At 49.4% G+C, this 26,720-nt stretch carries 24 protein-coding genes; 15 read left to right on the top strand and 9 right to left on the bottom strand.

Translation table 11 applies throughout. The annotated features are described in order from the left end of the window. Positions 1–61: 61 nt before the first annotated feature. Complete coding sequence (locus Q0991_RS04455) at positions 62–4,012, bottom strand: hypothetical protein (protein ID WP_299485892.1); 3,951 nt, start codon at positions 4,010–4,012, stop codon at positions 62–64. A 446-nt stretch (positions 4,013–4,458) separates the two neighbouring features. On the opposite strand from Q0991_RS04455, the gene Q0991_RS04460 reads away from it, so the two are divergent. Continuing rightward, positions 4,459–5,139 carry a 2OG-Fe(II) oxygenase gene (locus tag Q0991_RS04460; protein WP_299485893.1) on the top strand — a complete coding sequence of 227 codons (681 nt, stop codon included), beginning with the start codon at positions 4,459–4,461 and terminating at the stop codon, positions 5,137–5,139. Between the two features lie 45 nt (positions 5,140–5,184). Here the strand turns inward: Q0991_RS04460 and rsmG are convergent, their stop codons facing one another. From rsmG to Q0991_RS04475, 3 genes are read right to left on the bottom strand one after another with little or no spacing between them, the layout of a single operon-like run. Continuing rightward, on the bottom strand, positions 5,185–5,955 hold the full coding sequence (gene rsmG, locus Q0991_RS04465) for a 16S rRNA (guanine(527)-N(7))-methyltransferase RsmG (RefSeq protein WP_299485894.1): 771 nt from the start codon (positions 5,953–5,955) through the stop codon (positions 5,185–5,187). Between the two features lie 23 nt (positions 5,956–5,978). Continuing rightward, positions 5,979–6,257, bottom strand: coding sequence for a 4a-hydroxytetrahydrobiopterin dehydratase (locus tag Q0991_RS04470; RefSeq protein ID WP_299485896.1), 279 nt, complete (start codon positions 6,255–6,257; stop codon positions 5,979–5,981). A gap of 47 nt (positions 6,258–6,304) precedes the next feature. Beyond that, entirely contained in the window at positions 6,305–7,987 is a 1,683-nt protein-coding gene (locus Q0991_RS04475; RefSeq protein ID WP_299485898.1) for a DUF3352 domain-containing protein, read from the bottom strand. 403 nt (positions 7,988–8,390) lie between these two features. Between Q0991_RS04475 and Q0991_RS04480 the strand changes: the two genes are divergently transcribed. The 8 genes from Q0991_RS04480 (at position 8,391) to Q0991_RS04515 (ending at position 15,363) form a co-directional block, all read left to right on the top strand. After that, on the top strand, positions 8,391–8,675 hold the full coding sequence (locus Q0991_RS04480) for a hypothetical protein (protein WP_299485900.1): 285 nt from the start codon (positions 8,391–8,393) through the stop codon (positions 8,673–8,675). A gap of 133 nt (positions 8,676–8,808) precedes the next feature. After that, on the top strand, positions 8,809–9,648 hold the full coding sequence (locus Q0991_RS04485; protein WP_299485902.1) for an A24 family peptidase: 840 nt from the start codon (positions 8,809–8,811) through the stop codon (positions 9,646–9,648). 129 nt (positions 9,649–9,777) lie between these two features. Further along, a complete protein-coding gene (locus tag Q0991_RS04490; protein ID WP_299485904.1) occupies positions 9,778–10,215 on the top strand; it encodes an Rrf2 family transcriptional regulator in 438 nt (145 codons plus the stop codon). Between the two features lie 88 nt (positions 10,216–10,303). Continuing rightward, positions 10,304–11,248: a cysteine synthase A gene (gene cysK, locus Q0991_RS04495; RefSeq protein ID WP_299485906.1), complete on the top strand. Its 945-nt coding sequence runs from the start codon at positions 10,304–10,306 to the stop codon at positions 11,246–11,248. 109 nt (positions 11,249–11,357) lie between these two features. Next, positions 11,358–12,809 carry a putative peptidoglycan glycosyltransferase FtsW gene (locus Q0991_RS04500; RefSeq protein WP_299485908.1) on the top strand — a complete coding sequence of 484 codons (1,452 nt, stop codon included), beginning with the start codon at positions 11,358–11,360 and terminating at the stop codon, positions 12,807–12,809. A gap of 50 nt (positions 12,810–12,859) precedes the next feature. Then, positions 12,860–13,597, top strand: a complete 738-nt coding sequence (locus tag Q0991_RS04505; protein WP_299485934.1) for a cytochrome c biogenesis protein CcdA — start codon at positions 12,860–12,862, stop codon at positions 13,595–13,597. A 34-nt stretch (positions 13,598–13,631) separates the two neighbouring features. Next, a complete protein-coding gene (locus tag Q0991_RS04510) occupies positions 13,632–15,011 on the top strand; it encodes a cytochrome c biogenesis protein (protein ID WP_299485910.1) in 1,380 nt (459 codons plus the stop codon). Positions 15,012–15,084: 73 nt separating this feature from the next. Next, positions 15,085–15,363 (top strand): DUF3493 domain-containing protein, encoded by a 279-nt coding sequence (locus Q0991_RS04515; RefSeq protein ID WP_299485912.1) that lies wholly within the window; start codon positions 15,085–15,087, stop codon positions 15,361–15,363. On the opposite strand, the gene Q0991_RS04520 is transcribed toward Q0991_RS04515, so the two are convergent. The 5 genes from Q0991_RS04520 to Q0991_RS04540 form a co-directional block, all read right to left on the bottom strand. Then, the gene (locus tag Q0991_RS04520) at positions 15,360–16,007 is read right to left on the bottom strand and encodes a response regulator transcription factor (RefSeq protein WP_299485914.1); all 648 of its coding nucleotides are present in this window, start codon (positions 16,005–16,007) and stop codon (positions 15,360–15,362) included. The genes Q0991_RS04515 and Q0991_RS04520 overlap by 4 nt on opposite strands. A gap of 148 nt (positions 16,008–16,155) precedes the next feature. Continuing rightward, entirely contained in the window at positions 16,156–17,208 is a 1,053-nt protein-coding gene (gene obgE, locus Q0991_RS04525) for a GTPase ObgE (protein WP_299485916.1), read from the bottom strand. Between the two features lie 119 nt (positions 17,209–17,327). After that, on the bottom strand, positions 17,328–17,705 hold the full coding sequence (locus Q0991_RS04530; protein ID WP_299485918.1) for an Hpt domain-containing protein: 378 nt from the start codon (positions 17,703–17,705) through the stop codon (positions 17,328–17,330). Between the two features lie 47 nt (positions 17,706–17,752). Then, a complete protein-coding gene (locus tag Q0991_RS04535; RefSeq protein WP_299485920.1) occupies positions 17,753–19,153 on the bottom strand; it encodes a serine hydrolase in 1,401 nt (466 codons plus the stop codon). 141 nt (positions 19,154–19,294) lie between these two features. Next, positions 19,295–20,056, bottom strand: a complete 762-nt coding sequence (locus Q0991_RS04540; RefSeq protein WP_299485921.1) for an RNA methyltransferase — start codon at positions 20,054–20,056, stop codon at positions 19,295–19,297. Positions 20,057–20,447: 391 nt separating this feature from the next. Between Q0991_RS04540 and murC the strand changes: the two genes are divergently transcribed. The 6 genes from murC (at position 20,448) to fusA (ending at position 26,654) form a co-directional block, all read left to right on the top strand. Next, a complete protein-coding gene (gene murC / locus Q0991_RS04545) occupies positions 20,448–21,926 on the top strand; it encodes a UDP-N-acetylmuramate--L-alanine ligase (RefSeq protein ID WP_299485923.1) in 1,479 nt (492 codons plus the stop codon). Continuing rightward, positions 21,923–22,843, top strand: a complete 921-nt coding sequence (gene murB, locus Q0991_RS04550; protein ID WP_299485925.1) for a UDP-N-acetylmuramate dehydrogenase — start codon at positions 21,923–21,925, stop codon at positions 22,841–22,843. Before murC ends, murB begins: the two co-directional genes overlap by 4 nt. A 130-nt stretch (positions 22,844–22,973) precedes the next feature. Further along, positions 22,974–23,330, top strand: a complete 357-nt coding sequence (locus Q0991_RS04555; protein WP_299485927.1) for a YbaB/EbfC family nucleoid-associated protein — start codon at positions 22,974–22,976, stop codon at positions 23,328–23,330. 81 nt (positions 23,331–23,411) lie between these two features. Further along, on the top strand, positions 23,412–23,786 hold the full coding sequence (gene rpsL / locus Q0991_RS04560; RefSeq protein ID WP_299485929.1) for a 30S ribosomal protein S12: 375 nt from the start codon (positions 23,412–23,414) through the stop codon (positions 23,784–23,786). 222 nt (positions 23,787–24,008) lie between these two features. Beyond that, complete coding sequence (gene rpsG / locus Q0991_RS04565; protein WP_299485930.1) at positions 24,009–24,479, top strand: 30S ribosomal protein S7; 471 nt, start codon at positions 24,009–24,011, stop codon at positions 24,477–24,479. Between the two features lie 99 nt (positions 24,480–24,578). After that, positions 24,579–26,654 carry an elongation factor G gene (fusA, locus tag Q0991_RS04570; protein WP_299485932.1) on the top strand — a complete coding sequence of 692 codons (2,076 nt, stop codon included), beginning with the start codon at positions 24,579–24,581 and terminating at the stop codon, positions 26,652–26,654. The last annotated feature ends 66 nt before the right edge of the window (positions 26,655–26,720 follow it).

Below are 26,720 nucleotides of genomic sequence, written 5' to 3' on the forward strand. Positions count from 1 at the left end.
TTTTTGTCGGAAGTCATTGCTATAGGGGGCGGGCATTGAAATAGGCAGAAAAGACATGGTCCTATTTTGTCCTAACTAGCTCCTCAATTGCTATATCAGAAAAAGGTTGTTGATCATCATGACTAATGTTTAAGAGATGTCGATCAATTAATTTTTGATCTTCACTCAGAATCTCCCACCAATCGACGTATTGTTTACAACTTTCTGTTGGACCATAGAGATTGACTTTTAGGATGCGTGTACCATTTTTTGTAGGGGGCTCTGGCTGCTCTAAAATCACTGCGCCATTGATTAATCTAGGATTTTTTTGCTCAGCCCAAAGAGTTAGAAGTTTGATTTGGGCTTTAACTTTCCAAGATTCTGGGCAATATCTTAGGGCCTTTAATGACTGTCCCCAATCGCTTAGATAGGCGTATTTTACAGAAATTGCTTCCATAACACTTTCGGTATTAGCTGCTTCTGCAGCTTTTAGAGTCTTCTTCAATCCTTCATGGGCGAGTTTGGGGTCATTGATTTTCTCATAGGCGTCTGCAATCGCTCTCAGGGCATCGGATTTGGAAATTGGGTCATCAATTTTTTTGGCGACGGTTAGGGCATTTTTTAATCCTTCACGGGCGAGTTTGGGGTCATTGATTTTTCCATAGGCGTCTGCAATCGCTCTTAGGGCATCGGATTTGGAAATTGGGTCATCAATTTTTTCGGCGATGGTTAGAGTCTTCTTCAATCCTTCATGGGCGAGTTTGGGGTCATTGATTTTCTCATAGGCGTCTGCAATCGCTCTCAGGGCATCGGATTTGTAACTTGGGCCATCAATTTTTTCGACGATGGTTAGGGCATTTTTCAATCCTTCATGGGCGAGTTTGGGGTCATTGATGTTTCCATAGGCGTCTGCAATCACGCTCAGGGTATAGGATTTGTAACTTGGGCCATCAATTTTTTCGGCGACGGTTAGGGTATTTTTCAATCCTTCATGGGCAAGTTGGGGGTCATTGATTTCCCCATAGGCGGCTGCAATCGCTCTCAGGGCATTGGATTTGGAACTTGGTTCATCAATTTTTTCGGCGACGGTTATTACATTTTTCAATCCTTCATGGGCGAGTTTGGGGTCATTGATGTTTCCATAGGCGGCTGCAATCGCTCTCAGGGCACTGGATTTGGAACTTGGTTCATCAATTTTTTCGGTGACGGTTAGGGCATTTTTCAAGACTTTATGAGCGAGTTTGGGGTCATTGATTTTCTCATAGGCGGCTGCAATCGCTCTCAGGGCATTGGATTTGGAACTTGGTTTATCAATTTTTTCGGCGACGGTTATTACATTTTTCAATCCTTCACGGGCGAGTTTGGGGTCATTGATTTTCCCATAGGCGTCTGCAATTGCTCTCAGGGCATTGGATTTGGAAATTGGGTCATCAATTTTTTCGGCGACGGTTATTACATTTTTCAATCCTTCACGGGCGAGTTTAGGGTCATTGATTTTCCCATAGGCGTCTGCAATCGCTCTCAGGGCATCGGATTTGAAACGTGGTTCATCAATTTTTTCGGCGACGGTTAGGGTATTTTTCAATCCTTCATGGGCAAGTTGGGGGTCATTGATTTCCCCATAGGCGTCTGCAATCGCTCTCAGGGCATTGGATTTGGAACTTGGTTCATCAATTTTTTCGGCGACGGTTATTACATTTTTCAATCCTTCATGAGCGAGTTTGGGGTCATTGATTTTCCCATAGGCGTCTGCAATCGCTCTCAGGGCATCGGATTTGGAACTTGGTTCATCAATTTTTTCGGCGACGGTTAGGGCATTTTTCAAGACTTTATGAGCGAGTTTGGGGTTATTGATTTTCCCATAGGCGTCTGCAATCGCTCTCAGGGCATTGGATTTGTAACTTGGTTCATCAATTTTTTCGGCGACGGTTAGGGCATTTTTCAATCCTTCATGGGCGAGTTTGGGGTTATTGATTTCCCAATAGGCGTCTGCAATCGCTCTCAGGGCAGTGGATTTGAAACGTGGGTCATTAATCTTTTCGGCCCTTACTTTCATTAGATTTAAATCTTTTTTGACGGTTTGATGGTCAGCCTCGTGAGTTAATACAGATGTAAATTGACCAAAAAATTGAGCCTGACTCCTTGGACGATCGACATATTTGGTCACCATATCCATTGCTTTTTGTTTTCTGCCATCTTTGGCGAAAGCAATCGCTGCACTGACCGCATCTTCATCGCTAACTCTATCTAAGGGGCCCCCCATTGGATTGACCAAGGCCCATCGCACCTGCTGCATTTGTCCTTCCGGGATATACCATAGCCAACCTAAAAACACAGAAACCCCCAAGCAAATTGCCATCAGTGTGCCCGTGAATCCCTGCACTCGCCGCCAGCTTAAAGCCAATAGTCTTTCTTTTTGGGGTCGTTTGGATCCCCAGGTTAAATAGGGCTTTTGCTGTTTAATCGACCACAACTCCCGTGGACCGAATAAGTAGCGCCCACTGCGGTTATTGCCCAACCATTCATTGACTCGTCGATCCAAAAGCTGATTGGCCCGATCTGCCGCCGATAATTCTCGGCCCGCCTGCTTTAGCAATGACGGAATTAAGCGTTCATGGGCCAGCTCGTACCCCACTTCTTGCTGCTGGCGGTTAATCGGAGTAATCAGCCGTACGTCTCCCCGTTCCAACCATCGCACCGCTTCGCGCACCTCTTGGGGGGAGAGAGAGCCTGATAACTTTTGCTGTAACTCGTTGACTGTTAACACCCCTGCGCGAACCTGTCGCTCCAAATCTGTTAGGGCTAGCAATACCTTTAAGGCCGCTTGTCTTTGCCCCTCCGAGACCCGAGCCATCAACGCTTGGTCCAGGAAGCGCATTAACAGTCCTTCCACGCCTCCGAACTTCTGAAAGGCTTGGCGATTAAAGGCCCGCAACTCCGCAGCATTTTGGCGCTCAATCATCCAGGCCAAGATCTGCACATCCACCGGAGAAATCCGGCCATCTTCCCGATCCGTTAGCTCTTGCTCTGCCAGCTCTATTACAAAGGATTTTTCAAACGACAGGTTTTCCGTCTGGGCAATCACCGCTAAGACCTGTGTGGCTTCAGCAGGCGTAAACTTAGCTAGCTGAAACACATCCTGGGGACCCAAGTTAAAGTCGAGTGCTTTCTGGATTTCAACAATATGAAAATACAAATCTGAGCGAATCGAAACCAGAATCTTCACATCAGTTGTTGGCTGTTGATACCACGCTACTAACCCCTGTAAAAACGGCTGCCGATCCTCGGGCTGCTTGGCATGGACATACCACTGCTCAAACTGGTCTAAAAAAAGCACCACAGGCTTTTCCGCCGCAGTGACCGCTTGAGTGAGTAGCTCCAAAAAGGGATGTGCATCTGTTTCAGTGGTCAGCCACTCCATCGGAACTTCTAGCTGTTTAGCTAGGGCTTGCTGAATGGCAACTAGCGGTTCCTGGTCTGAAAACCGCACGTACACACCCCAACATTCACAGTCAGGTCTCAAAAACTGAGGCAATATCCCTGCTTGTAAAAAAGACGTCTTACCGCAACCCGACTCCCCGACTAAAATCCCAAATCGGAAGTTGGAACCTGTCATCACTTCCACGCAATCGCGAAGCAGTCGTTCTCGCTGCAATTGAGCAAAAATCTCTGCATCATCCGGTCCAAAGGGCCGCAATCCCTTAATCGCTTTACGCTCAGCCAAATCTTGAAGTTTAGGCGGCTGAATACGAGGTAGGGTTTTAAGGGCATTTCCCAAAGCCACCGCAAAGATTAGCCCCACAACTACCCAAAGAACAATCGAAAAAGTGGGCTGAATACTCTTGAATACCTCACTGAGTTGGGTTTGGCTTAAGTGAGCAAGTAGTGCTAGTCCCACCCCCAACAAAACCAGCAGCATGTACCAATTTCGCTGCCGAATGAGATCAGCAATCCAGCGAATAAGCTGAGCGACCGTTTCGGTTAAAGACTTCAAAAATTGCCCTGGTGGAGGATTGGGAGACTCAGAACCCATAACGCTAATGAATTAGGATTGATTATTTTTATTGAATCCTGAAATAGATTGTGATTTCGCATTTATTAAGAATTTTTTGAGATAACTTTTTATTTAAAAATCTGCATGGAAACTATTCAGTTCAGCTAAAAAATAAGCACTTGAAGATTTGGAGTATCCCATTATTTGTGGTCAAAATGATGAGACTGCTCTCCCTTCCTAGGAGGGGTAGGGGTGGGTAAAGAAGACTTTGACTCTGACCCACCCCGCCCTGCGGGCACCCCTCCCAAGAGGGGAAAGTATTGTTGGTTTTTGGAGTGTTGAAAAGTGCTGTAGCTTTTCTTTCTACCTATCATTGATTGCGGTTCACATTATGCAAGTTGAAGAAAGGCTGCACTCTCAGAACTAAAGCAGTGAATACCGATAGAATTTCAATCACAAGCTGCTGTCTTCTTGCCTAAGCTCTTATGCCAGACCTAGTCCAATCCAACGTTGAATATAAAGTCATCAACCAACAGGTCTATAGCATTCAGCTGATGGATCGGCAGGTTGAGACCAAAATCCAATTTGTCTCCGAAAACCCCAACGACGCCACCATTAAAAAACACGTCGCCCTAGAGCATTGCTTTAGCAATCAAGAATGTGATGCCATAGAAGCCTACTTTCCCAAAGTCAAAACCATGACCGGAGAAGTCGGTGGTAAATCCGTTCATAAAGCCACCCGTGATAGCACCCTCCGCTGGTTGCGGTTAAATGACTATCCAGACAGCGTATGGATCTACGAGAAAATCATGCATCACGTTGCTCAAGTCAATGCCGAAAACTGGCAATTTCGACTCGATGGATTTGAAAGCTCCATTCAGCTTACCGAATATGAACCCGGTGGGCATTACACCTGGCATCAGGATATTGGGTCGCGGCGCAGTGGCTTACGGAAGCTGTCCGTCTCCGTCCAGTTCTCAGATCCAGACGCTTATGTGGGAGGAGGACTAGAACTCCATGCCACTCAAAAGCCCGTCCTGATGCCTCGCTCCCGTGGCACCCTGATCATCTTCCCCAGCTATACCTTGCATCGCGTCACCGCCATGACCGCAGGCACCCGTCGTGCCCTCGTCACCTGGATCGGTGGCTTAGAAGCCTATCGATAACGCCAATTTTTAGGTGCAAAGACCGGGCAATAAATATGTGTGAAGTCACAACGGTTTGCGAGCAGGCACGCCTACGCGCCGAGGAAATTTAGGGTTTGTGGCCTCAATCTTTCGAAGATAGATGCAGTGCCGGATGCCTTGAGAATGGGGCATTGTCACAGGTGAGACTGCGACCAGCTCGCCTCCCAGTTTTGAGATTGCAGCCACTAATCCCTCCTGCTCTCCGGTTGTCCATTGACCGCGATACAGCACGGCATAGCCCTGTAAAGCCAAGAGAGGGAGGGCATATTCTGCGCAGACCGAGGCCGAACCTACGGCGCGAATAACGGCTAGATCAAAGGATTCACGATAGGAAGACTGTTGGCCTAAATTTTCAGCGCGATCACAACATATCCCCACATTCTCCAAGCCCAGCTTTGCCGTCACCTGCTGCAAAAAAGTCAGCTTCTTTTGAGTGGAATCGAGCAGGGTGATTTGCCAGGTGGGTTTGACGATTGCGATGGGTAAACCCGGAAATCCACCCCCCGTGCCAATATCAATCACCTTCAAAGATTGGCTGCTATCTACCGAGAAGCCATCTTGTCGCTGTACAGAAGATTCCGTCGGTAGCCAGGGCGCAATCCCGACCAGAGAATCCCATAGATGTTTTTCCCAGAAATCTGAGGGATCGGTAATTCGGGTTAAATTAAGCTGCTGATTGGCCTGCACAATCTGCTGAAACAGCCGTTCAAACTGCTTCTCCTGCTCAGCCGTGGGCTGCCAGCCCAACGATTGCAACCACACTTCAGATCGATTCGGTAGCGTGCAGTTGCTCATCCGTTGCCAGTCTAGAGCCAGTGCTACAGATTAGAAATGGTTTGGGCCATCTGGAAATCCATTTCCGTCAGACCCCCCGCATCATGGGTCGTCAGGGTAATATCAACCCGGTTATAGCTGATATAAATATCAGGGTGATGTCCGGCAGCCTCAGCAGGGTCCACCAAACTATTGACAAAGGCCATCGCTGCCAAAAAATCTTTGAACTTGCGAGTGATTTTTAGGGACTGACCGTCTGTTGTCCAATCGGTGAGAGACTGTGCCCGTTCACGAATCGTCGCATCATCTAACTTCGCAGCCATCGGGGAACCTCCAATCTAAAGCTTGTGGGCCTGCCGCGCCAGCGCGACTAGGATCCTTTCTTTAGTTTGACATGAATGTCGTAGCGCGTACTCCACTCATTATGGATAGCTGCCGTGACACCAATCGTTTCAATCCCCTGCATAAACTTCGTCGTCTCTGGCGTCAGCTTCGGCAACAGGGGATTGGTTTCCAGCAACCCCAGCATGCGCGGCACATCCATATAGAAATGACCATTATTCGGATCTAAATCTGACGTCGTTGCGCCTTGGAAACGGGCAGCTTGGGTCAAATTTTGCTTGGGGGAGGGCAGCAAGCGGTTGGCGATGGGTGCCCCAAGGGTAAAAAAGGCCACATCATTGTCCAACCAACCATGACTCGCAATCGGCAATCCGGGGGGGACTTTCCAAGTCGTTACGGTCTTATTCTCAATCTTGGATTCTGCCACCAGAAAATCGAAGCGATCGCGCATGGCATCATCCAGGGATTGAAAGGCTTGATTAGCGTTGGTGCGATTTTTGGCTTTGGCTAAGAAGACCATGCCCACCCCTTGATTGTTTTTATCTTGGGCTGGGATGATGGCCCCCGAGAACTCGCCGTCCATCCAGTTGACAAACTGCTTATTAAAGTCAATGCCAGTGCGCTTGCTCAGGTCATCATTCCAGGCTTTAGGATTAAGGGGAAAGACGAGCTTTGCTAAATTGCCCTGGGCATAGTCCCGCCAGACCTGCTGGAAATTCCCTCCCGAGGTCATCATTAAGGTGTCTTCAGGTAGATGCTTGGCAATATCCTTAGCGTCATTTTTAACCGCCAGCTTTTCCTCCGCTTCGGGGTTGAGCCAAGAGATCGCCTTGAATTGGATGCCGTCATCCATCAGGAACAGAGTAGAGCCAATTGCCTGAACCGTCTGAATCCGCTCTCTGCTGGCCGGGGATAGGGGTGCCCGGCTCATCTGGGCAGCAGCAATGGGGACATTGATATAGACCTTTGCGATCGCCTCCTCACTGTCAATCTCCTTAAGGGCGTCTTGATAGCGAGGCACATCTGCTAAAGCGGGTTTACCTTTATGGGTGTCAATCACGGCGTTGATGGGCGCATCCGCTTCCGTAAACACCAACCAGCGATTTTCCAAAGTGGTGAAGCCGTAGCGTTTGCCATCGTCCCCATCGAATTCATAGACCTTGGTTTCTTTATAAGTGCGCGTCTCCGCCGATCTGGCGGTAGTTAGCTTGGTTTGAAACAGTTTTTCAAACTGGCCCTGATCTCGAATAGGGACGACCCAAATGGTTGCTTGCTGGCTTTGCACTTCTACTGACTCGACCGTGGGGGGAAGCAGGGCCATGGTCAGTTGATTGGCAGCCCAGGGTTGGATATTGGCTTTGTAGGACAGGCCATTCGGTTCTAGAACGTCTGTTTCAAAGGCCTGCAGCCGTTGGCGGAGGGTCTTCTGGGTGTTGGCGGTGCCGAACTGAGCGAGTTTCTGCCATTGACTCGCTTCTGTATTCAGGGTCACGCTCAACATCACATCTCTGGGCACCACTTTAGCGCCCAGCGGTAAAGGCCCGGCTGGCTTCTCATCTGGCAGCAAGAACAGCGCAACCACGCCTCCCACCACCAACAACGCAGCTCCACCTAAGGTCAGCATCAAGGTCCTAGGCTGCGTCTTTTGGGGCTTTCGTTTGGCCAGCTTTGACCGCGCAGGCCGGGAGGGTCGAGGGGGTCGTTCGCTCATGGTTGCGTTAAATCCAAGGTGTAGAGGCTAGTATGCACAACTTCACTAACTTTGGTAAAGTCTGCGATCGCGATAGAGGATAAAGCCAAATCCCTTTTTCTCCCATCATGGATTGGCCAGGGAATTGAACCCAAAGACCCATCCTATATCCATCGCATTCTAGAATAATTTCGCTTCCTTGCCCGTTTAATCAGCCTTCTATACAAATAAACCGTGGTTGATTGAGCGATTGATTCAGAAGATTTTATCGCCTAATTTAACGCACCTTTTGAGATTTGATTCTCCTAAAAAGTGGAAATAAAGACCAATTTTGACCGACCCATACCATCTTTGCTCTTGCTGAAATAGGGGTTTCTTGCTACAAAATACTGGTAATTAAACCTAATTAAATAGGGATATTCGAGTGACTTACGTTCATAATCCCCCTGATCCAAATCGCCAATCTGAGTCTGCTCCCTTGCCCTCTAGAGAGGCTTTATTGGCCTCTGCTCGCGAGGCTTATGACGCTTATTGCCAAATTCATACGGATCTTCAACCCCCCACCGGGGTAGCTATGGACCGCAACACGGGCCGGGGTCAACTGATATTTTCTGAGCAACCGATCTTGCTGCCCCATGAATGTTTTATTGCTGCCGATCAAATCCAGATCGAAGATGTCCCCCAACCGGAAGAAATAGAATTCAATTAGCCCAAGATGGGTATCCTGCCAATAGGAGGTGACCGTCAGTAGAGGTTTTCTCCCCGCAAACATCCAGGAGAAGCACTAGCAGGTATCACCGATCCAATCGAGCGGGTGATTTCATACTAGTGCGCATAAGACTATGAGTTGGGCTGAAATCTTTATCTATGGACTGGTGGTTAGCCTGGGGGCCTCGGTGGGCAGCTTTTTGAACGTCGTTATCTATCGACTACCCGAAGGCTTATCTCTACTTCATCCACCGTCTCGCTGTCCCCAATGCCACACTCAACTGAAACCCTATGACAATGTGCCTGTTCTGGGTTGGCTATGGCTCCGGGGGAAATGTCGATATTGTCATACCCCCATTTCTAGCCGATATCCCCTAGTCGAAGCGGCGACAGCTGGTCTGTTTCTAGGGATTTTTCTGCTGTTTGGCTATCAATTACAGACCCTGGGCTATTGGCTCTGTGCTAGTATCCTGGTTTCCTTGGCTTTGATCGATTGGGATGTGATGTTACTTCCCAATCCCTTAACCCAGTTGGGGGTTCTTTCAGGCCTTACCTTTCAGACGGTCGTGGGCTGGCATCAGCAGGGTGTAGCGGGGGCAGCTCAGGGGTTTATCTTTGGTGCATTAGGCGTTATTGCTGGGATCTGGCTGATCGATGTCATCGGGTTCCTCGCCACCCTCGCCTTTGGCCGAGTCGCCATGGGTGGAGGAGATAGCAAGCTGATGGCGATGATTGGGGCCTGGTTAGGGTGGAAACAGATGCTCCTCACGCTGTTTTTAGCGTGTTTTGCAGGTTCTATTGTCGGATTAGGCGGTCGGGTCTTTGGCAAAATCGGACGATTTCAGGCCATTCCCTTTGGTCCTTTTTTGGTGCTTGGGGCCTTACTCTGCATGATGGCCGGGGCGCAAATTTGGACCGGTTACCAGGCGGGGATTTTGTGGTTGTATCGCTGGATGGGCATTGAGTTGGGGTGAAGGGGGCTCGATGTGCTCCTGCTGGCCAGCTCAGACTGGAATCATCAGACTGTAATAACCCCTAAACTCCGATGGGGAACCGGAGTATACTAGGTCAAAGGCTGTTGTTGCCTCAGTGGGGCTTGCCCTGTGGAATTGTCATGTAAATGCAGGTATGCGGTTCTGGCGCTGCTCTCGCTAGTAGATCACTACCCGCAGGGCGAACCGATGCAAATTCGCCAGATTGCCGCTCAGCAGCATATCCCCGATCGCTACCTCGAACAGCTCCTCGCAATCCTCCGCCGTGCCGGTTTAGTCTGTTCTCAGCGGGGTGCCCGAGGGGGATATTTATTGGCTCGTGAACCCTGGCAGATTACGCTTTTGGAGATTATGAACTGTATTGAGGGCAGAGATCCACAACCTGGGAACGGAGCTCAAGCGGATCTCACGGCAGAGCGGGCGGTGGTTGATGAAATCTGGCAAGAAGCCGATCAGGCTGCGAGTACGGTGCTGAAAAACTGTACCTTACAAGATTTATGCGATCGCAGAGATACCAAAAAACAAATTGACTTAATGTATTACATCTAAATGCTTTGCATCTAAGCTAAGGGAAGATCTGGGTTGCTTGATCTGCGGTCCTGTCCTCGACTGACTCTATAAAGCAAGGACTTTTGCTATGCGTATCGCCCACGACATCACCGAACTCATTGGTAAAACGCCTCTGATCCAACTCAATCGAATTCCTGAGGCGGAAAGTTGTCTCGCCAAAATTGTGATCAAGCTCGAGAGTCTGAATCCATCCTCTTCCGTCAAAGATCGGATTGGCAGCAATATGATTGCGGTGGCTGAAAAGCAAGGATTGATTCATCCTGGCATTACGGTTTTGGTGGAGCCTACGTCAGGCAATACTGGCATTGCGCTGGCAATGGTTGCTGCTGCCAAGGGCTATCGTTTGATCTTAACGATGCCCGAAACCATGAGTGCAGAACGACGAGCCATGTTGCGGGCCTATGGTGCCCAACTGGAATTAACGCCCGGAACGGAAGGCATGCGCGGCTGTATTGAACGGGCGCAAGAGCTAGTGGATACCCTACCCAATGCCTATATGCTGCAGCAGTTTCGTAACCCAGCAAATCCCCAAATTCATCGCCAAACAACGGCTGAAGAGATTTGGGCTGATACTGATGGTCAGGTGGATTTTCTGATTGCAGGGGTTGGAACCGGTGGCACTCTGACTGGCGTGGCAGAAGTTTTGAAGGCTCGTAAAGACTCATTTCAGGCGATTGCTGTCGAACCCGAGGGCAGCCCCGTTTTATCCGGCGGCTCACCGGGTCCCCATAAAATCCAAGGTATCGGCGCTGGCTTTGTGCCGCCCGTTCTCAACGTCGATCTGATTGATGAAGTTTTGCTGGTCAAGGACGAAGATGCGATCGCCTACGGGCGTCGCTTGGCCCGCGAAGAAGGGCTCCTCTCAGGTATTTCGTCAGGGGCTGCCCTATGGGCAGCTATCCAGGTCGCCAAACGCCCTGACAACAAAGATAAACTGATCGTCATGATTCAGCCAAGCTTCGGTGAACGCTACCTAAGTACCCCTCTGTTTCAAGATCCGGAGACGCATTAGCTGCCATTAGCCATAGCAGAGAACTAAAACCTGGCCATTTGGGGTTATCCTTCACTTCCTAAGCGGGTCTGCTATACTGGCCTCGACTGATCGCTGGGGTCTACTGGTCGTGAAGATACGCCGCCTCATTCCTTCCCCTCCTTATTCGACAGAAGAATGGGCTGCCGAAGCTCGTTTTCTGCATTGGTTAACCTTATTTTGGCTAGGGATTGGCCTTGTCGTTTTATTCTCGGCCTCCTACCATGCTGGGGCTGTTGAATTTGGGGATGGCTTCTACTATTCCAAACGCCAGCTCTTAGGAGTGGTTTTGGGACTGTTAGGGTTTTGCGCGGTTATTCACATCCGCTTGCAACGGCTGATGAACCTCTCCGCATTGGGGTTCTTTTTGTGTTTGGTGCTGATTTTTGCCACTAAAATTCCTGGATTAGGGATGACCATTAATGGGGCAACGCGATGGATCGATATTGGCCCCTTTCCCCTGCAACCGTCGGAGTTAATCAAGCCCTTTTTGATTTTGCAAAGCGCCTACATTTTCAACCGCTGGCCTCGATTAACCCTAGGGGAGCGATTAGGGTGGTTATTCCTGTTTTTGCTAACCCTGCTGGGAATTCTGATTCAGCCCAATCTCAGCACCACAGCTTTATGTGGCATGACCCTTTGGTTGATTGCCCTCGCAGCAGGCCTGCGCTATCGGTCTCTGCTGGTAACAGCCCTAGCGGGTATCGGTTTAGCGGCCATTAGCGTGTTGCGTAATCCCTATCAACAAAGTCGAATCTTGTCGTTTTTGAGTCCTTGGGATGATCCCCTGGGGGACGGCTTTCAGCTTCATCAAAGCTTGTTAGCGGTTGGCTCCGGCGGACTCTTGGGGACGGGGTTCGGGGAATCACAATTGAAACTCTCTTATTTACCGATTCAGCATACAGACTTTATCTTTGCTGTGTTTGCCGAAGAGTTTGGCCTATTAGGTGGATTCTGTTTTTTATTGCTGTTAGCCACTTACAGCTTTTTAGCGCTCCGGGTAGCCATGAAATCTACCCACGCCATCCAGCGTTTAGTCGCGATTGGGGCCATGATTTTTCTAATCGGCCAGTCTCTGATTAATATCGGTGTTGTCATCGGCGTGTTGCCCACCACAGGTCTGCCTCTGCCGATGTTTAGTTATGGCGGCAACTCCATGATTTCTAGCTTATTGATCGCAGGTTTATTGATCCGGTCTGCTCGCGAGAGTCAAAACGCAGAGGTGGTAGCCATTCCCCATCACGAAGGCGAATCTCCCTCCTTGATTCGCTTAGTGGGAGATCATGCTTCCGTCGCCACGTCTCGGCATCGGACTCCCGCGACGGGGCTGAAGGGTTCCTCGGCTGATCTCCCATCTACCGATCGTCCCCCCCTTAAGTTAGTGCGCCGCCCTCAAAAGTCCTCTATATGGAAGCGAATGATGGCTAAGCTACGCTCCTCAAGGCGCACAATCTCTGCACCTACAAAACGGACTGATCCCAGAGCAGTGCTAGCTGCCAAAAAACAACAGCTAAAACAGCGCCGAAACTCCAGATTTCGTTAAGATCAATAACGAACACTGATCGGTCAGTTGCGGTGACGCAGCTTCTCCCTATGCTGGAAACGCTGGAAATTCAGCTTTATCACCTTGAACAATTCGCTAATACGATTGTCTCCACTCAACTCTCTCACCTCTCCGTGTTGAGTGTTGGCATTATCTTTTTAGCTGGGCTGTTAACCAGTTTGACGCCCTGTACCCTGTCGATGCTGCCGATTACAGTGGGCTATATCGGTGGCTATGAAGCGGAGAATAGATGGCAAGCGATGGCCCAATCGATGTGGTTTTGCTTGGGTTTAGCGTCAACGTTAGCGGGTCTGGGTATTGGCGCTGCATTGCTGGGTCGAGTGTATGGACAAATTGGTGTCGGGCTGGCGATTGTGGTTAGCTTAGTCGCAATTATTATGGGCCTCAATTTACTCGAAGCCCTACCGCTACGGCTACCCAGTTTCTCAGGGGTCGATCTGATTTCTGATCAACTCCCCCGAGGCGTTCGGTCTTTCCTTTTAGGATTGACTTTTGGCCTAGTGGCCTCTCCTTGTAGTACCCCAGTGTTAGCCACTTTGCTGGCCTGGATCTCCAGCACCCAAGATCCTATTCTAGGCGGCGGTCTGTTATTGTCATACACGGCAGGCTATACGGCTCCGCTGATCATTGCAGGAACATTTACAGCAGCAATTAAGCGATTTCTTGCGATTCGGCAGTGGTCAGCATGGATTACTCCTACCAGTGGCGTTATTCTCGTCGCGTTTGGGGTATTTTCCTTGCTCAACCATGTATTGCCCAGCGTGTAAGCCTGTTAATTTCTAACTCCTTGATCCAACTTCCATGACATCTAATCTCGGCCAGCCTCAAGCTTTTTTCAAAAAAACGTTAGTGCCTGTTTTAGCGGATTTGCGACTCGCAATTGTATTGCTTCTTGCGATCGCACTCTTTAGCATTTCAGGCACTGTTATTGAGCAAGGTCAGTCCCTGGAGTTTTATCAGGCCAATTATCCTGAAGAACCCGCACTGTTTGGCTTTTTAACCTGGAAAGTGTTGGTCACGATCGGATTAGATCATGTGTATGCCACCTGGTGGTTTTTGTCGCTGCTGATCCTATTTGGCACGAGCTTGACTGCCTGTACCTTTATGCGCCAGCTTCCCGCCCTCAAAGCTGCTCGGAGTTGGAAATTCTATCAAAAACCGCGTCAGTTTGAGAAACTGGCTCTCAGCACAACCCTCGATCCAGATCAGAAAACCTCACTGGTAGAAGCATTACAAAAGAATCGCTACAAAATTTTTGAGGAAGATCAAAGCCTCTATGCCCGCAAAGGGATCACAGGCCGTATTGGCCCCATCATTGTCCACGCCAGCATGATCTTGATTCTCTTAGGATCCATCTGGGGCTCCCTCACCGGATTTATGGCCCAAGAAATGATTCCTAGTGGTACGACTGCCCAGGTGAGCAATATTGTGAAGTCAGGCCCTTGGTCAGGGGCTCAAATCCCTAAGGATTGGGCAGTTCAAGTCAATCGTTTTTGGATTGACTATACCCCTGAAGGTCAAATTGACCAATTCTATTCGGATTTATCGATCGTAGATGCAGATCACCAGGAGTTAGATCGACAAACTATTCACGTCAATCAACCCCTCAAGCATCAGGGAGTGACGCTTTACCAGGCAGATTGGTCGATTGCGGCCGTGCGAGTTCAGCTTAACAACAGCCCTGTTTTACAGTTGCCGATGGCTGCCCTGCAAGCGCCCGGTGGCGGCAGAATGTGGGGAACATGGGTGCCAACCAAACCCGATCTGAGTGCAGGGGTGACCCTGTTGACGACGGACTTACAAGGAACCGTTGTGGTCTATGACGAATCGGGCCAGCTCGTCTCTACGGTGAGAACTGGCATGGCCACTGATGTCAACGATATTAGCCTGAAAGTCGTCGAACTCGTTGGCAGTACAGGGCTACAAATAAAAGCCGATCCTGGCATCCCCTGGATTTATGCCGGGTTCGGGTTGCTGATGATCGGCGTGATCATGAGCTATGTTTCCCACTCTCAAATCTGGTTATTAACGGCTGATAATCAGCTCTATATTGGCGGTCGGACGAATCGGGCTCAGCTCACCTTTGAGAGAGAGCTAGTGGAAATGATCGAAAGCACCCATCAGTCATCTCCCCCCCACCCACAGCCGGATCCTCAGCCCCAAGAAGTGGCTAAGCTATAAGGTTCTGCCCGCCGCTCAATCTCAAGGGCTCTATCCGTCAAATCATTTGTGTCCAAGACCATAACGACTATCGATGTCCCAGCCCCCAACCTCAAAACCGCCTCGATCTCAGTTAAATGAAGACCAGCTGAAACAACTCCGTGCTGAACTCAAATCCCCATACCGGGGTTTGCGACGCTTTATCTATATTGCGTTTGCAGGTTCAGCCTTCGTGGGTGCTGTGGTGTTTTTCTTCCAGTTGCTCGCCAGGGAAAATGTCTCCACCGCCTTGCCCAACTTAATGCTGCAGCTTGGGATTCTTAGTTTGATGGTTTGGTTGCTGATGCGTGATCGCGCCAACCCTGGGACCTAAACCATGCGTTGTTCAATTGCCCATCGGGCCAGCTCAGTCCGGTTGCTTAAGCCCGTCTTGCCTAGCATATTGCTGACATGGCTTTCCACCGTTCGTTGACTGACGCTTAAATCTTCGGCAATCTCGCGATTAGACATGCCTTTAGCTACCAGCTGAATGACTTTCGTTTCTGTCGGCGTCAAGTCCACATCAAACGGAACTTGAACCGACAGTTCTCCCTCCAGAGAATTGGCCTGTTTTTGCATCATTCGCGAGGCTTGCTTTAAGGATGCTTCAATTTGGGCCACGAGCTCATCCGGTTCAAAGGGCTTAATCATATAAACATCCGCCCCAGTGTTTAATCCGGTAACTCGATCTTGGATTTGCCCCTTTGCCGATAAAAAGAGGACGGGAAGGTAACTCGTTTGCGGGTTATCTCGAACGCGTTTGACAAACGCATAACCATCCATCTCTGGCATCATCACATCGCAGATGATCAAATTTGGAATACTTTTCTCTAGAACGCGCAGGGCTTCGCGACCATTCTTGGCCGTTGTCACTTCATATCCACGCAATTCTAAGTAATCCTTCACCAAGAGAATCAGGTTTGGATCATCGTCAATGAGCAGCAGTTGATTTTGTTCAGCCGTGATAACGTCTTGCATACTCTAGAAGCCACCCGTGTCTTAATGCTTTGCTTGACTCAGAACTCTAATAACCGAAATCTAAGTTGCTGAGGCTTGCAAACTTATATCGTATTATTACTTAATCTTTCCCAGATTGAATGATAATTCAACTTCTTTCTGCCTAAATTTACGTTTCTCTTAAGATGGATGTGTCCAGAATCGGACTTGGAGGATCAGGGCGCTCATCCGGTAAATGGTCGAGGATTTCCCAAATCTGTTGCATTAAGATGTCTAAGCCCCGTTGAGCAACGGCAGAGATCAGGTAAACCGGACCACCGCTGATCTGCTCAAGGTTTATTTGATGGTGCTTCAGGCATTGCGAGTCTATCGCATCGATTTTATTGAGGACCAACAGTTGGGGACGATTTCGCAATCCCTGACCGTAGGCTGCCAACTCCTGTTGAATGGTCTGGTAATCCTGCGTGGGATCCGTCGCAGTAACGTCTACCAAATGCAGTAATAATCGGGTGCGTTCCACATGCCGGAGAAAATCATGGCCCAAACCAACCCCGTCATGGGCTCCCTCAATTAGACCGGGAATATCGGCAAAGACCGTGCCATCTCCGGTCGCTCGAGGCACGACTCCTAAGTTTGGAACCAGCGTTGTAAAGGGGTAGTCAGCAATTTTAGGTCGAGCAGCAGACAAGACAGAAATTAAGGTTGACTTACCCGCATTGGGCAGGCCAATAATGCCCACTTCTGCCAAGAGTTTTAGCTCTAACCGTAGACGATACTCTTCACCCGGTAATCCAGGTAAGGCATGTTCTGGCGCTCGATTGCGGTTGCTGAGAAAATGCTTGTTGCCTAAGCCGCCTTTACCGCCCTGAGCAACGATTAAGGTTTGTCCATTAGTGGTCAAATCTCCTAATAGGTTCATGGTGTCGGTGTCATAAATCATCGTGCCACAGGGAACCTCAATCAATAGGTCTTCCCCCGATGCCCCCGTCAAATTTTTAGGGCCACCGCGTTTCCCGTCTTCTGCAATAAATTGGTGGTTGTACTGAAAGTCTAATAGGGTCTGCAGATGGTTTGAAGCCTGAAGCACAACCGATCCGCCTCGCCCGCCATTGCCTCCTGCGGGCCCACCTGCAGGCACATACTTTTCTCGTCGAAATGCCACCATCCCATCTCCCCCTTTACCGGCTTTGACGAAGATTTCAGTTTGATCGATAAAGCGCATAGGAGCAAGATGGGACAACAATGGCGAGAGCGATCGCCCCGACCATCCACAGACCCAATGGGCAGAGACTTAACCTATGGATGGAAGACAATTTTTGGGGTGATTACTTTATCTACAGCTTAACTGAGAGATGTTAAGTCTTGATCCCATTGCTCAGTCTGGTCAATGACCGCTTGATAGGCCATTTCGAGTTGATTCAGTAAAGGGAGGCTTTGGTCCATCATATGCTGCCTCATTTGGACTTCGACTGCTGTCGCGATCGCATACATCGTTACAGCACCCACATGGGCACTGGCCCCCTTCATATGGTGGGCCTCACGTTGAGCGATATCAAAATCTTGGGTTGCGATCGCAGTCTTCAAACGCTTCAAATGTTGTTGCGTATCCGCCACAAACAAGTGCAGAAGTTCCTGCTCAAACGCTCGGTCTCCTGCCGAGGACTCCTGAAGCTGGCTGCGATCAATTGCAGGTGGTAGATGAGTCTGCCAAGGTTCCATCGGGTTTTCTTACACCCTGAGTTTTCACGACAAGATATCGATATCCATTAATTTGCTAGCTCAGGCGGCGTTGCTGCTTCACCAGGCTGCCCTTGAGCCCGAAAAGTTTGGTAGGTCAGTTTAGAAATCTTACGAATCAGCTCTTGAGCGCGAGGATCATTATGGGGGCGCTGCACCAAAATGGCGGCCACATAGTGTTGACCGTTGGGCATATCAATCAGGCCAATATCACCCACAACCGAGCCAATATCCCCCGTTTTGTGGGCAATATTGGCATCCTTGTCCAAACCTTGGGGCAGGAGGGTCTTGGTCACGGTCTGACGGAGAATATCCAAGGCCTGCCCACGACTTTTCGGCAACAGAAGGTCTTCATTTCTCAGTTTCAACATCAAGGTCGCCATATCCCGGGGACTGATCGTGTTAGTCCCCTCCAAGTCTGGCAGGGGATTGCGAATCACCGTATGCTTTAGCCCCCAGGATTTAAAACGTTGATTTAGTTTTTGGGCGCCTCCCAAACGATCAATCAACATATTGGTGGCAGTATTATCGCTGATGGCAATCATGTACTCGGCGGTTTCTAGGGCTGAAAACCGAGTTCCCACCTGCTGATATTGCATGGAGCCTGCTTCCGATGCGACCAAATCTTGACGCATCACTAGAGATTCATCCAGGGCAATCTTGCCTGCATCAACGTCTTCAAAAAAAGCCAGTAGAACTGGGATCTTGATCGTACTGGCAGCGGAAATACTATCCGTGCTGTTGATGTCCAGATAGTCGCCTGTATCCGGATTAAGGAAAAATAGGGCAGGCGACAGTTCGGGTTGGGCGGCGGACCATTGCTGAATCTGTTGCTTAATGGCAGAAAGTTCCTGGCCTTCACGAATTAAGCGGTTGAGCCGAGGTTCCTGGGACCATCGATAGAAAAGAGATTGAGGCGTTTCTGCTGGCGGATCAAACGTTTTGGGCTTGATCGGCTGTCCTTGCTTTTGTGGCTGTCCTTGTTCTTTCGCTTTAGTGGGGGGAGCAAAGGCTGCGAGATTAGAGGAAGAGTGAGACGATGCTGGCACACTACGAGGTTTGGGATCAATCACGCTTAGAACAGTCCCTGCGATCGCAGCCACCCCAGCCCCCAAAATGGATAACCGGATGACATATGCCAACAATCCCGACTGCGTAGAAGGCGTCTGACGGTATGGGCGAACGAACTTATCCTGGGAATAGCGCCTTGATCGCCTGACGGCAGGGGATTGGCCGGGAGCTGCCTTCGTCTGATCGGCCTTCACCGCAGAAGGAGTCTGCCGAGAGCGCTTCGATGGGGATCGATGCTTGGCCTGCTGCAGGCGTTCCTGCTTACGAATCGCCCGACGGGTTTGATGAGCCCTTCTCCGTCGCTCCCAGAGTTGGCGCTGTTGTTGCCGAGTTAAAGTCCGCTTGGAGTGTTGAAGCACCACCCTCTCCTAAATCAAGTCTTTGCTGCAATGGAGTCCGAGGACTCAAAGTAAACCCTTTTCTCTGGACCAGTTGAGGAGTCTTTGGGCTCTCGCTAGCCGTCAGCGGACCCCAGTTCATTCAGATTACGAGTATTTTAATCAATTTGATTGGATTTTCCAGTCTACCTGACGAATCATACCCCTTAACATTGCCACTTCTTGCGGAGAAAGCTGGCCGCGGTTCACCATTAACCGCAGTTTCTGCATGCGAGCCTTAGCGGTATGGGGATGGAGATAGCCAATTTCTAGTAAAATTGCCTCAAATGCCCTCAAGAACTCTTCTTTTTGCTGAAAAGGAGCTAATTCTCTTGGGGAAGGCGAGTGGTGGGATGCATAATGCGGTGGAACTCCCTCAGTAGTTCCTTGGTGATGATCTAGGGTGAACTGACGAAGTTCGTAACAACAAATTGTTACAGCTTGGGCCAAGTTCAAGGCTGAGTACGCTGGATTCGTGGGAATTTGTAAACAGGCCTGGGCATGGTACAGCTCTGCGTTGCTCAACCCTCGATCTTCGGGTCCGAAAACGAGAGCAGTGGGACCGTCCAACAACCAAGGCAGAATTTGTTTGGGGGGATAAGTCTCTATGGGCAAACGCCGGGGTCGAGCGGAGGTAGCCACGACTCGCTGACATCCTTCTAGGGCATCGGTTAAAGTCTGGACAATGGTGGCCTGGGATAAAAGTTCAGCAGCGTGGACAGCCATTTTCTGACTCTCAGCACTGAAAATATCACAGTGAGGATTAACCAGCACCAATTGCTGTAATCCCATATTTTTCATCACCCGAGCGATTGAACCAATATTTAAAGGGCCAGCAGGCTCAACCAGAACGATTTTGATATTGTCCAATCGAAGTATGTCCATTGTTTAACGAAACCGCTGAATCAGGAAGATAGGGTTGCACCGGAGTGAAGGGTGGCTACCAATCATTACAAATAATTACATGATCGACGGCAGATTCAGGATGACAGCCATGTTCAAAGGGATTGAATTGACATATTCACAAGCAGCATATTAAAAAGCTCTCAGAGGAAAATGTATTTTATTTGAATCTCAGCACTGCGTTCAAGTTGACATGTAGTAAAAATGCCTGACTGCTTCTGGCAGAATCGTGAACCAGCATTCCAATTCACTCTAGATTCCAATGGATTTTATGGGGATGCGCTGAAAAGTGAAGGAGGCCTCTAAATCCTTGAGTTCCTGCTATGATGTCGCGTGTAAGTAGGTGTGGGAAGAGAAGGAGCGAAGCGCAACAATGCAGAGTGCAGTCGATTTAAGTGGCCGTCCTATTCACTTCATCGGTATTGGCGGTATCGGCATGTCAGCATTGGCACATATCCTGCTTAAACGGCAACTGCCTGTTTCGGGCTCAGATCTAAAAACGAGCCACATTACTCAACAATTAGATGCCGAGGGAGCCCAGATTTTCTGGCAGCAAGAGGCGGCAAATATTCAGCAGCTTTGCCAAAGCGATGCCATGTCTTCACTCCCTCAGGTGATTTGCTCCACGGCGATTCATGAAGACAATCCAGAATATCAAGCCGCCGTCCAGCGAGGCTGTCCGATCTTTCATCGCTCAGATGTACTAGCAGCGCTTATACAAGAGTTTCCTCAAAGCATTGCTATTGCCGGAACTCACGGTAAAACCACCACCAGTAGTTTGGTAGGGTATTTGCTATTGGAAACTGGATTAGACCCCACCATCATTGTGGGGGGAGAGGTGGCTGCCTGGGGGGGGAATGCCCGGACAGGGGATAGTGCTTACTTAGTCGCTGAAGCCGATGAATCAGATGGGTCGCTTGTAAAGTTTTCCCCTCACATCGGTGTGATCACTAATATTGAGCTGGATCATCCAGACCACTACAGCTCCATCGAACAAGTCGTGGGTATCTTCCAACAGTTTGTGGATCACTGCCACACGATGATCGTTTCCGCGGATTGCCCCATCATTGCGGCACAGATTTTAGCTCAGGTCAGTGACCAAACGGATCAAACCCTGATTACCTATGGCCTCGACCCAGATCGGTCTGCAGATTACACCGTCCGCATGATTGACTATTCAGGTCAAGGAACCGCTGCAGAAGTTCTGGAGCACGGTGAATATTTGGGCCAACTCCAACTTCCCCTTCTCGGAGAACACAATCTTAGTAATGCCCTTGCTGCGGTTGCGATTGGACGTTTAGCAGGACTGAAGTTTTCTGATATTGCTAACGCATTAAGCACTTTTGCAGGGGCGAAACGTCGTTTCGAAATTTATGGTGAAGCTCAAGGCATCTGTTTTGTCGATGACTATGCTCATCACCCGAGCGAGATCCAAATGACATTGGGCTCGGCCCGTCTCCATGCAGAAACGGCAGCTGCACAATATTCCCAATCCCGTGTTGTGGCTGTCTTTCAGCCCCATCGATATAGTCGAGTGACGACCTTCTTATCCGAATTCAGCCAATCGTTCCAAGCGGCTGATATGGTGGTTGTCACTGATATTTACAGCGCTGGGGAACCCAACCCTGGCACCATTGATGGACAGCAGGTCGCAGATGCGATCGCAGCCCATCATCCTCACGTCACCTATCAACCTTCCTTGGAAAATGTAGTCACCTGCTTACAGACGCATCTGCAAGCAGGTGACGTCGTCCTATTCTTGGGCGCAGGCAACTTAAATCAAATTATTCCAACCGTGCTGGCTCACTACCAAATTTCTGCTCAAGCATCGCCTGAGGTCGTTCTTCAATGACACCTTCCTCTATCGTTCTAGCAGACAGTCGCTGCACCATTCATGCACACGTCAGTTTGGCAGACATGACCACTTTCAGGGTTGGAGGAGCAGCTGAATGGTTTATCGCACCTAAAAATTTGGAGGAATTGCAAGCCAGCTATGCTTGGGCCCATGAGCAAAAGCTACCGATCACGTTTCTGGGGGCTGGCTCTAACCTGTTAATTAGCGATCAAGGACTTCCGGGGCTGGTGATTGCCACTCGTTATCTACGCGAACGCAGTTTTGATGATGGCGTCTGCCAAATCACGGCCTATGCCGGAGAACCCCTGCCTAAGCTGGCTTGGCAAGCCGCAAAACGAGGATGGGCAGGGATGGAATGGGCGGTTGGCATTCCCGGCACCGTAGGCGGAGCCCTGGTGATGAACGCTGGTGCCCATGGAGGATGCACGGCTGATATCCTAGCCGAAGCCCATATCCTGGATGCCGATGGATCCATTCAAATCTTGACAATGGAAGATATGGCGTTTCAGTATCGCTCTTCGGTTTTGCAACAGCATTCCCAACCCGTCGTCAAGGCCGTTTTTCAACTTCATGGGGATAAATCCGTTAAAGAAGTGCAGGCAACCACCCAGTCTCATTTGAATCATCGTTTGAGTACGCAGCCCTATGACTGGCCCAGTTGTGGGAGCGTTTTTCGAAATCCCTTACCCCGGACTGCTGGGTGGCTAATTGAGCAATCTGGTTTGAAAGGATATACCCTGGGAGGTGCTCAAGTGGCTCAGAAACACGCTAACTTTATTCTTAATTCTGGGAACGCAACCGCAACAGATATCTTTACCCTTATCCGCCATATACAGCACAAAGTCGAGGAAAATTGGTCTTTGCTCCTCAAACCTGAAGTAAAAATGTTGGGTGAATTTCCACAAATCCCCTAGAAAGTAGATATCCTGTGTTTCGCTTAGGGTAGACTCTCAGTATCATAGTAAACAGTTTGTTGTGATGCGCTACATCAGCGTGTGTGCAAACAAACCCTTGAATCAAGCCCATTAACTAATTAACAAAACTATGCCACAAGGACAAGGACAAGGATTTGGTTTCGGCCTCGGCAAAATGAAAGAGCTCGCTGCGGCTATCCAAAAAGCCCAGCAAGTGCAAGAAGGCGCAAAGCAGCTGCAAGAAGACCTCGAAAAAATGGAAATCGAGGGTGAAGCAGGGGGTGGCTCAGTTAAAATCGTGATGAGCGGCAATCAAGAACCTATTCGGGCTGAAATTACGCAAGAAGCAGTGGATAAGGGGCTGGATGCCCTTTCCGAACTGGTGACCGAAGCGATGAAAGATGCTTATCAAAAGTCGACTGAAACTATGCGAGAGCGCATGGAAGACTTAACCGGGGATCTGAACTTACCGGGTCTGAGTGGGTAAGTTGACACTGGAGGTCAAAGATCTATATAGTTAGGATTTGGAAGAAATTAAAAATCCTAATCCTAAATTTGCAGCCCATCTATGCCCACTATTCAGCAGCTCATTCGCAGCGAACGTTTTAATTCAAAGAAAAAGACCAAGTCCCCAGCTCTTAAAAGCTGCCCTCAACGGCGGGGCGTTTGTACCCGGGTTTATACCACTACACCTAAAAAGCCCAATTCTGCCCTTCGGAAAGTTGCACGGGTTCGCCTAACTTCTGGCTTTGAAGTCACTGCTTATATCCCTGGAATTGGTCATAATCTGCAGGAGCACTCTGTGGTCATGATTCGAGGCGGTAGGGTGAAGGACTTACCCGGCGTTCGATACCATATTATTCGCGGAACTTTGGATACAGCAGGCGTAAAAGATAGACGCCAAGGTCGTTCCAAGTATGGAGCCAAACGTCCCAAAGCTTAACAGAGGCTGATTCCTGACCGTCTTTCTTCCAGTGCTGATGAGAGCGATAGTTGGCTCAAATGCGCAGATTGTTGATAGGGTCAGGGAAGAATTTCTGAATTGGATTGAAATCCCGCTGTCCTCCTTTGTCATCGGCTTACCCGGCCGAATTTCATAATCTGCCCCCCGTGCTCGGGGTTCTGTCTGTGACCTTCAATTATTCTTTTTTGTGTAGGATTTCTCATGTCTCGTCGAATTCGTGTCCAAAAGCGCCCTGTTCCGCCCGATCCAGTTTATAACAGCCGTTTAATTAGCATGACGATTCGGCGACTGATGAAAAGTGGCAAAAAATCTTTAGCCTCTCGAATTCTGTATGATGCCCTCAAAATTATTGAGGAGCGGACGAATCAAGATCCATTAGAGGTGTTTGAAACCGCCATTCGTAACGTGACACCCTTGGTAGAGGTTAAGGCTCGGCGTGTGGGCGGGGCAACTTATCAAGTGCCGATGGAAGTGCGTTCTGACCGCGGAATAGCGTTGGCCTTGAGATGGATTATTCGTTTCTCCCGCCAACGTCCGGGCCGCTCTATGGTCACTAAACTGGCCAACGAGCTGATTGATGCCGCCAATGAAACAGGCGCTGCGATTCGCAAGCGGGAAGAGACCCATAGAATGGCCGAAGCGAACAAGGCCTTCGCCCATTATCGCTATTAAGCTTTGTTAAGATTATCTAGAAAAAGTTATAGAATCATTACAGCAATTAGAGTTGCAAGTGACTTGTACTGAGAACTTGCTTGGTCGAAGGAGGTAGCTGTGGCACGTTCCGTCCTGCTAGATAAAGTGCGCAATATTGGTATTGCAGCCCATATTGATGCAGGAAAAACGACAACAACTGAACGCATTCTGTTTTATTCCGGCGTTGTTCATAAGGTCGGAGAAGTTCACGATGGCAATACGGTGACGGACTGGATGGATCAGGAGCGTGAGCGGGGCATCACCATTACGGCTGCAGCGATTTCGACAACTTGGCAAGACCATCAAATCAATATTATTGATACCCCTGGGCATGTGGATTTCACCATTGAGGTAGAGCGCTCCATGCGCGTCCTGGACGGTGTCATTGCCGTTTTTTGCTCTGTGGGAGGGGTTCAGCCTCAGTCTGAGACGGTCTGGCGACAAGCCGACCGGTACCAGGTTCCTCGGATCGTTTTTGTCAACAAGATGGATCGAACGGGAGCTGATTTTTTCAAGGTCCATGACCAAATTCGAGATCGGCTCAAAGCGAATGCGATCGCAATTCAGATTCCCATTGGCAGCGAGGATCAATTTGAAGGCATTGTTGACTTAGTCTGCATGAAAGCCTTTCTCTACACCAACGATCAAGGTACAGATATTCAAGAGACAGAGATTCCCGAGGCGGTCCTCACCCAAGCACAGGAATATCGAACCCTGCTGGTTGAGGCGATTGCCGAATCCAATGATGACTTGATGGAAAAGTATCTGGATGGTGTTTCCTTATCAGAAGACGATATCAAGGTAGCTCTGCGGGAGGGAACCATTGCTGGCACGATCGTCCCCATGCTCTGTGGATCGGCCTTCAAAAATAAAGGTGTCCAACTGTTGTTAGACGCGGTCATTGACTATATGCCAGCTCCCATTGATGTTCCGGCGATTCGAGGAACATTGCCCGATGGGGCGGAGGCCGATCGTCCAGCCGATGACAATGCCCCGTTAGCGGCACTAGCCTTTAAAGTGATGTCCGATCCCTATGGACGTCTGACCTTTATTCGCGTGTATTCTGGGGTCCTTGCCAAGGGGAGTTACGTTCTCAATCCCACGAAAGGTAAAAAAGAACGGGTTTCGCGCTTAATCATCATGAAAGCCGATGATCGGATTGAGGTTGAAGAGTTGCGGGCTGGGGATCTTGGGGCAGCCTTGGGTCTCAAGGATACCTTCACGGGAGAAACCCTCTGTGACGAAGCCCACCCGATTATTCTGGAATCGCTGTATGTTCCTGAACCGGTGATTTCTGTGGCGGTTGAGCCCAAAACCAAGCAAGACATGGATAAACTGTCCAAAGCTTTGCAATCTTTGTCCCAGGAAGATCCCACCTTTCGGGTCAGTATTGACCCCGAGACTAATCAAACGGTCATTGCCGGAATGGGTGAACTTCACCTAGAGATTCTGATTGACCGAATGCTGCGAGAATTTAAGGTGGAGGCCAACATTGGTGCCCCTCAGGTCGCTTATCGGGAGACGATCCGCAAGGCCATCACTGCGGAAGGAAAATTCATCCGACAGAGCGGCGGCAAAGGACAATATGGTCATGTAGTGATTGAGCTCGAACCGGCAGAAGAAGGTGTGGGTTTTGAGTTTATTTCCAAGATTGTGGGGGGATCTGTCCCCAGAGAATTTATTAGTCCAGCGGAGCAAGGGATGAAAGAAGCTTGTGAATCTGGTATCTTAGCTGGTTATCCCCTCATTGATGTCCGAGCGACGTTGATTGATGGGTCGTACCATGATGTTGATTCTTCTGAAATGGCCTTTAAAATCGCAGGTTCTATGGCAATTAAGGAGGGGGCAATGCAAGCCTCCCCGGCATTGCTCGAGCCAATGATGAAGGTTGAGGTTGAAGTTCCTGAAGACTTCCTCGGCTCTGTAATGGGTGATCTCATTTCTCGTAGAGGCCAAATCGAAGGTCAAGAAGTGGCCCAAGGGCTCGCCAAGGTGACCACTAAAGTCCCTTTGGCGACCATGTTTGGCTATGCCACAGATATCCGGTCTATGACTCAGGGTCGAGGTATCTTTACAATGGAGTTTAGTAACTATGAGGAGGTCCCTCGCAGTGTTGCTGAGCCCATCATCGAAAAAAACAAAGGGAACGCATAATTCATCGAAAAGGAATAGTTGATACATGGCACGCGCAAAATTTGAACGAACAAAACCCCACGTCAA

It is taken from the genome of Acaryochloris sp. IP29b_bin.137 (assembly GCF_028285745.1).
In the GTDB taxonomy this organism is placed as follows: Bacteria; Cyanobacteriota; Cyanobacteriia; order Thermosynechococcales; family Thermosynechococcaceae; genus Acaryochloris.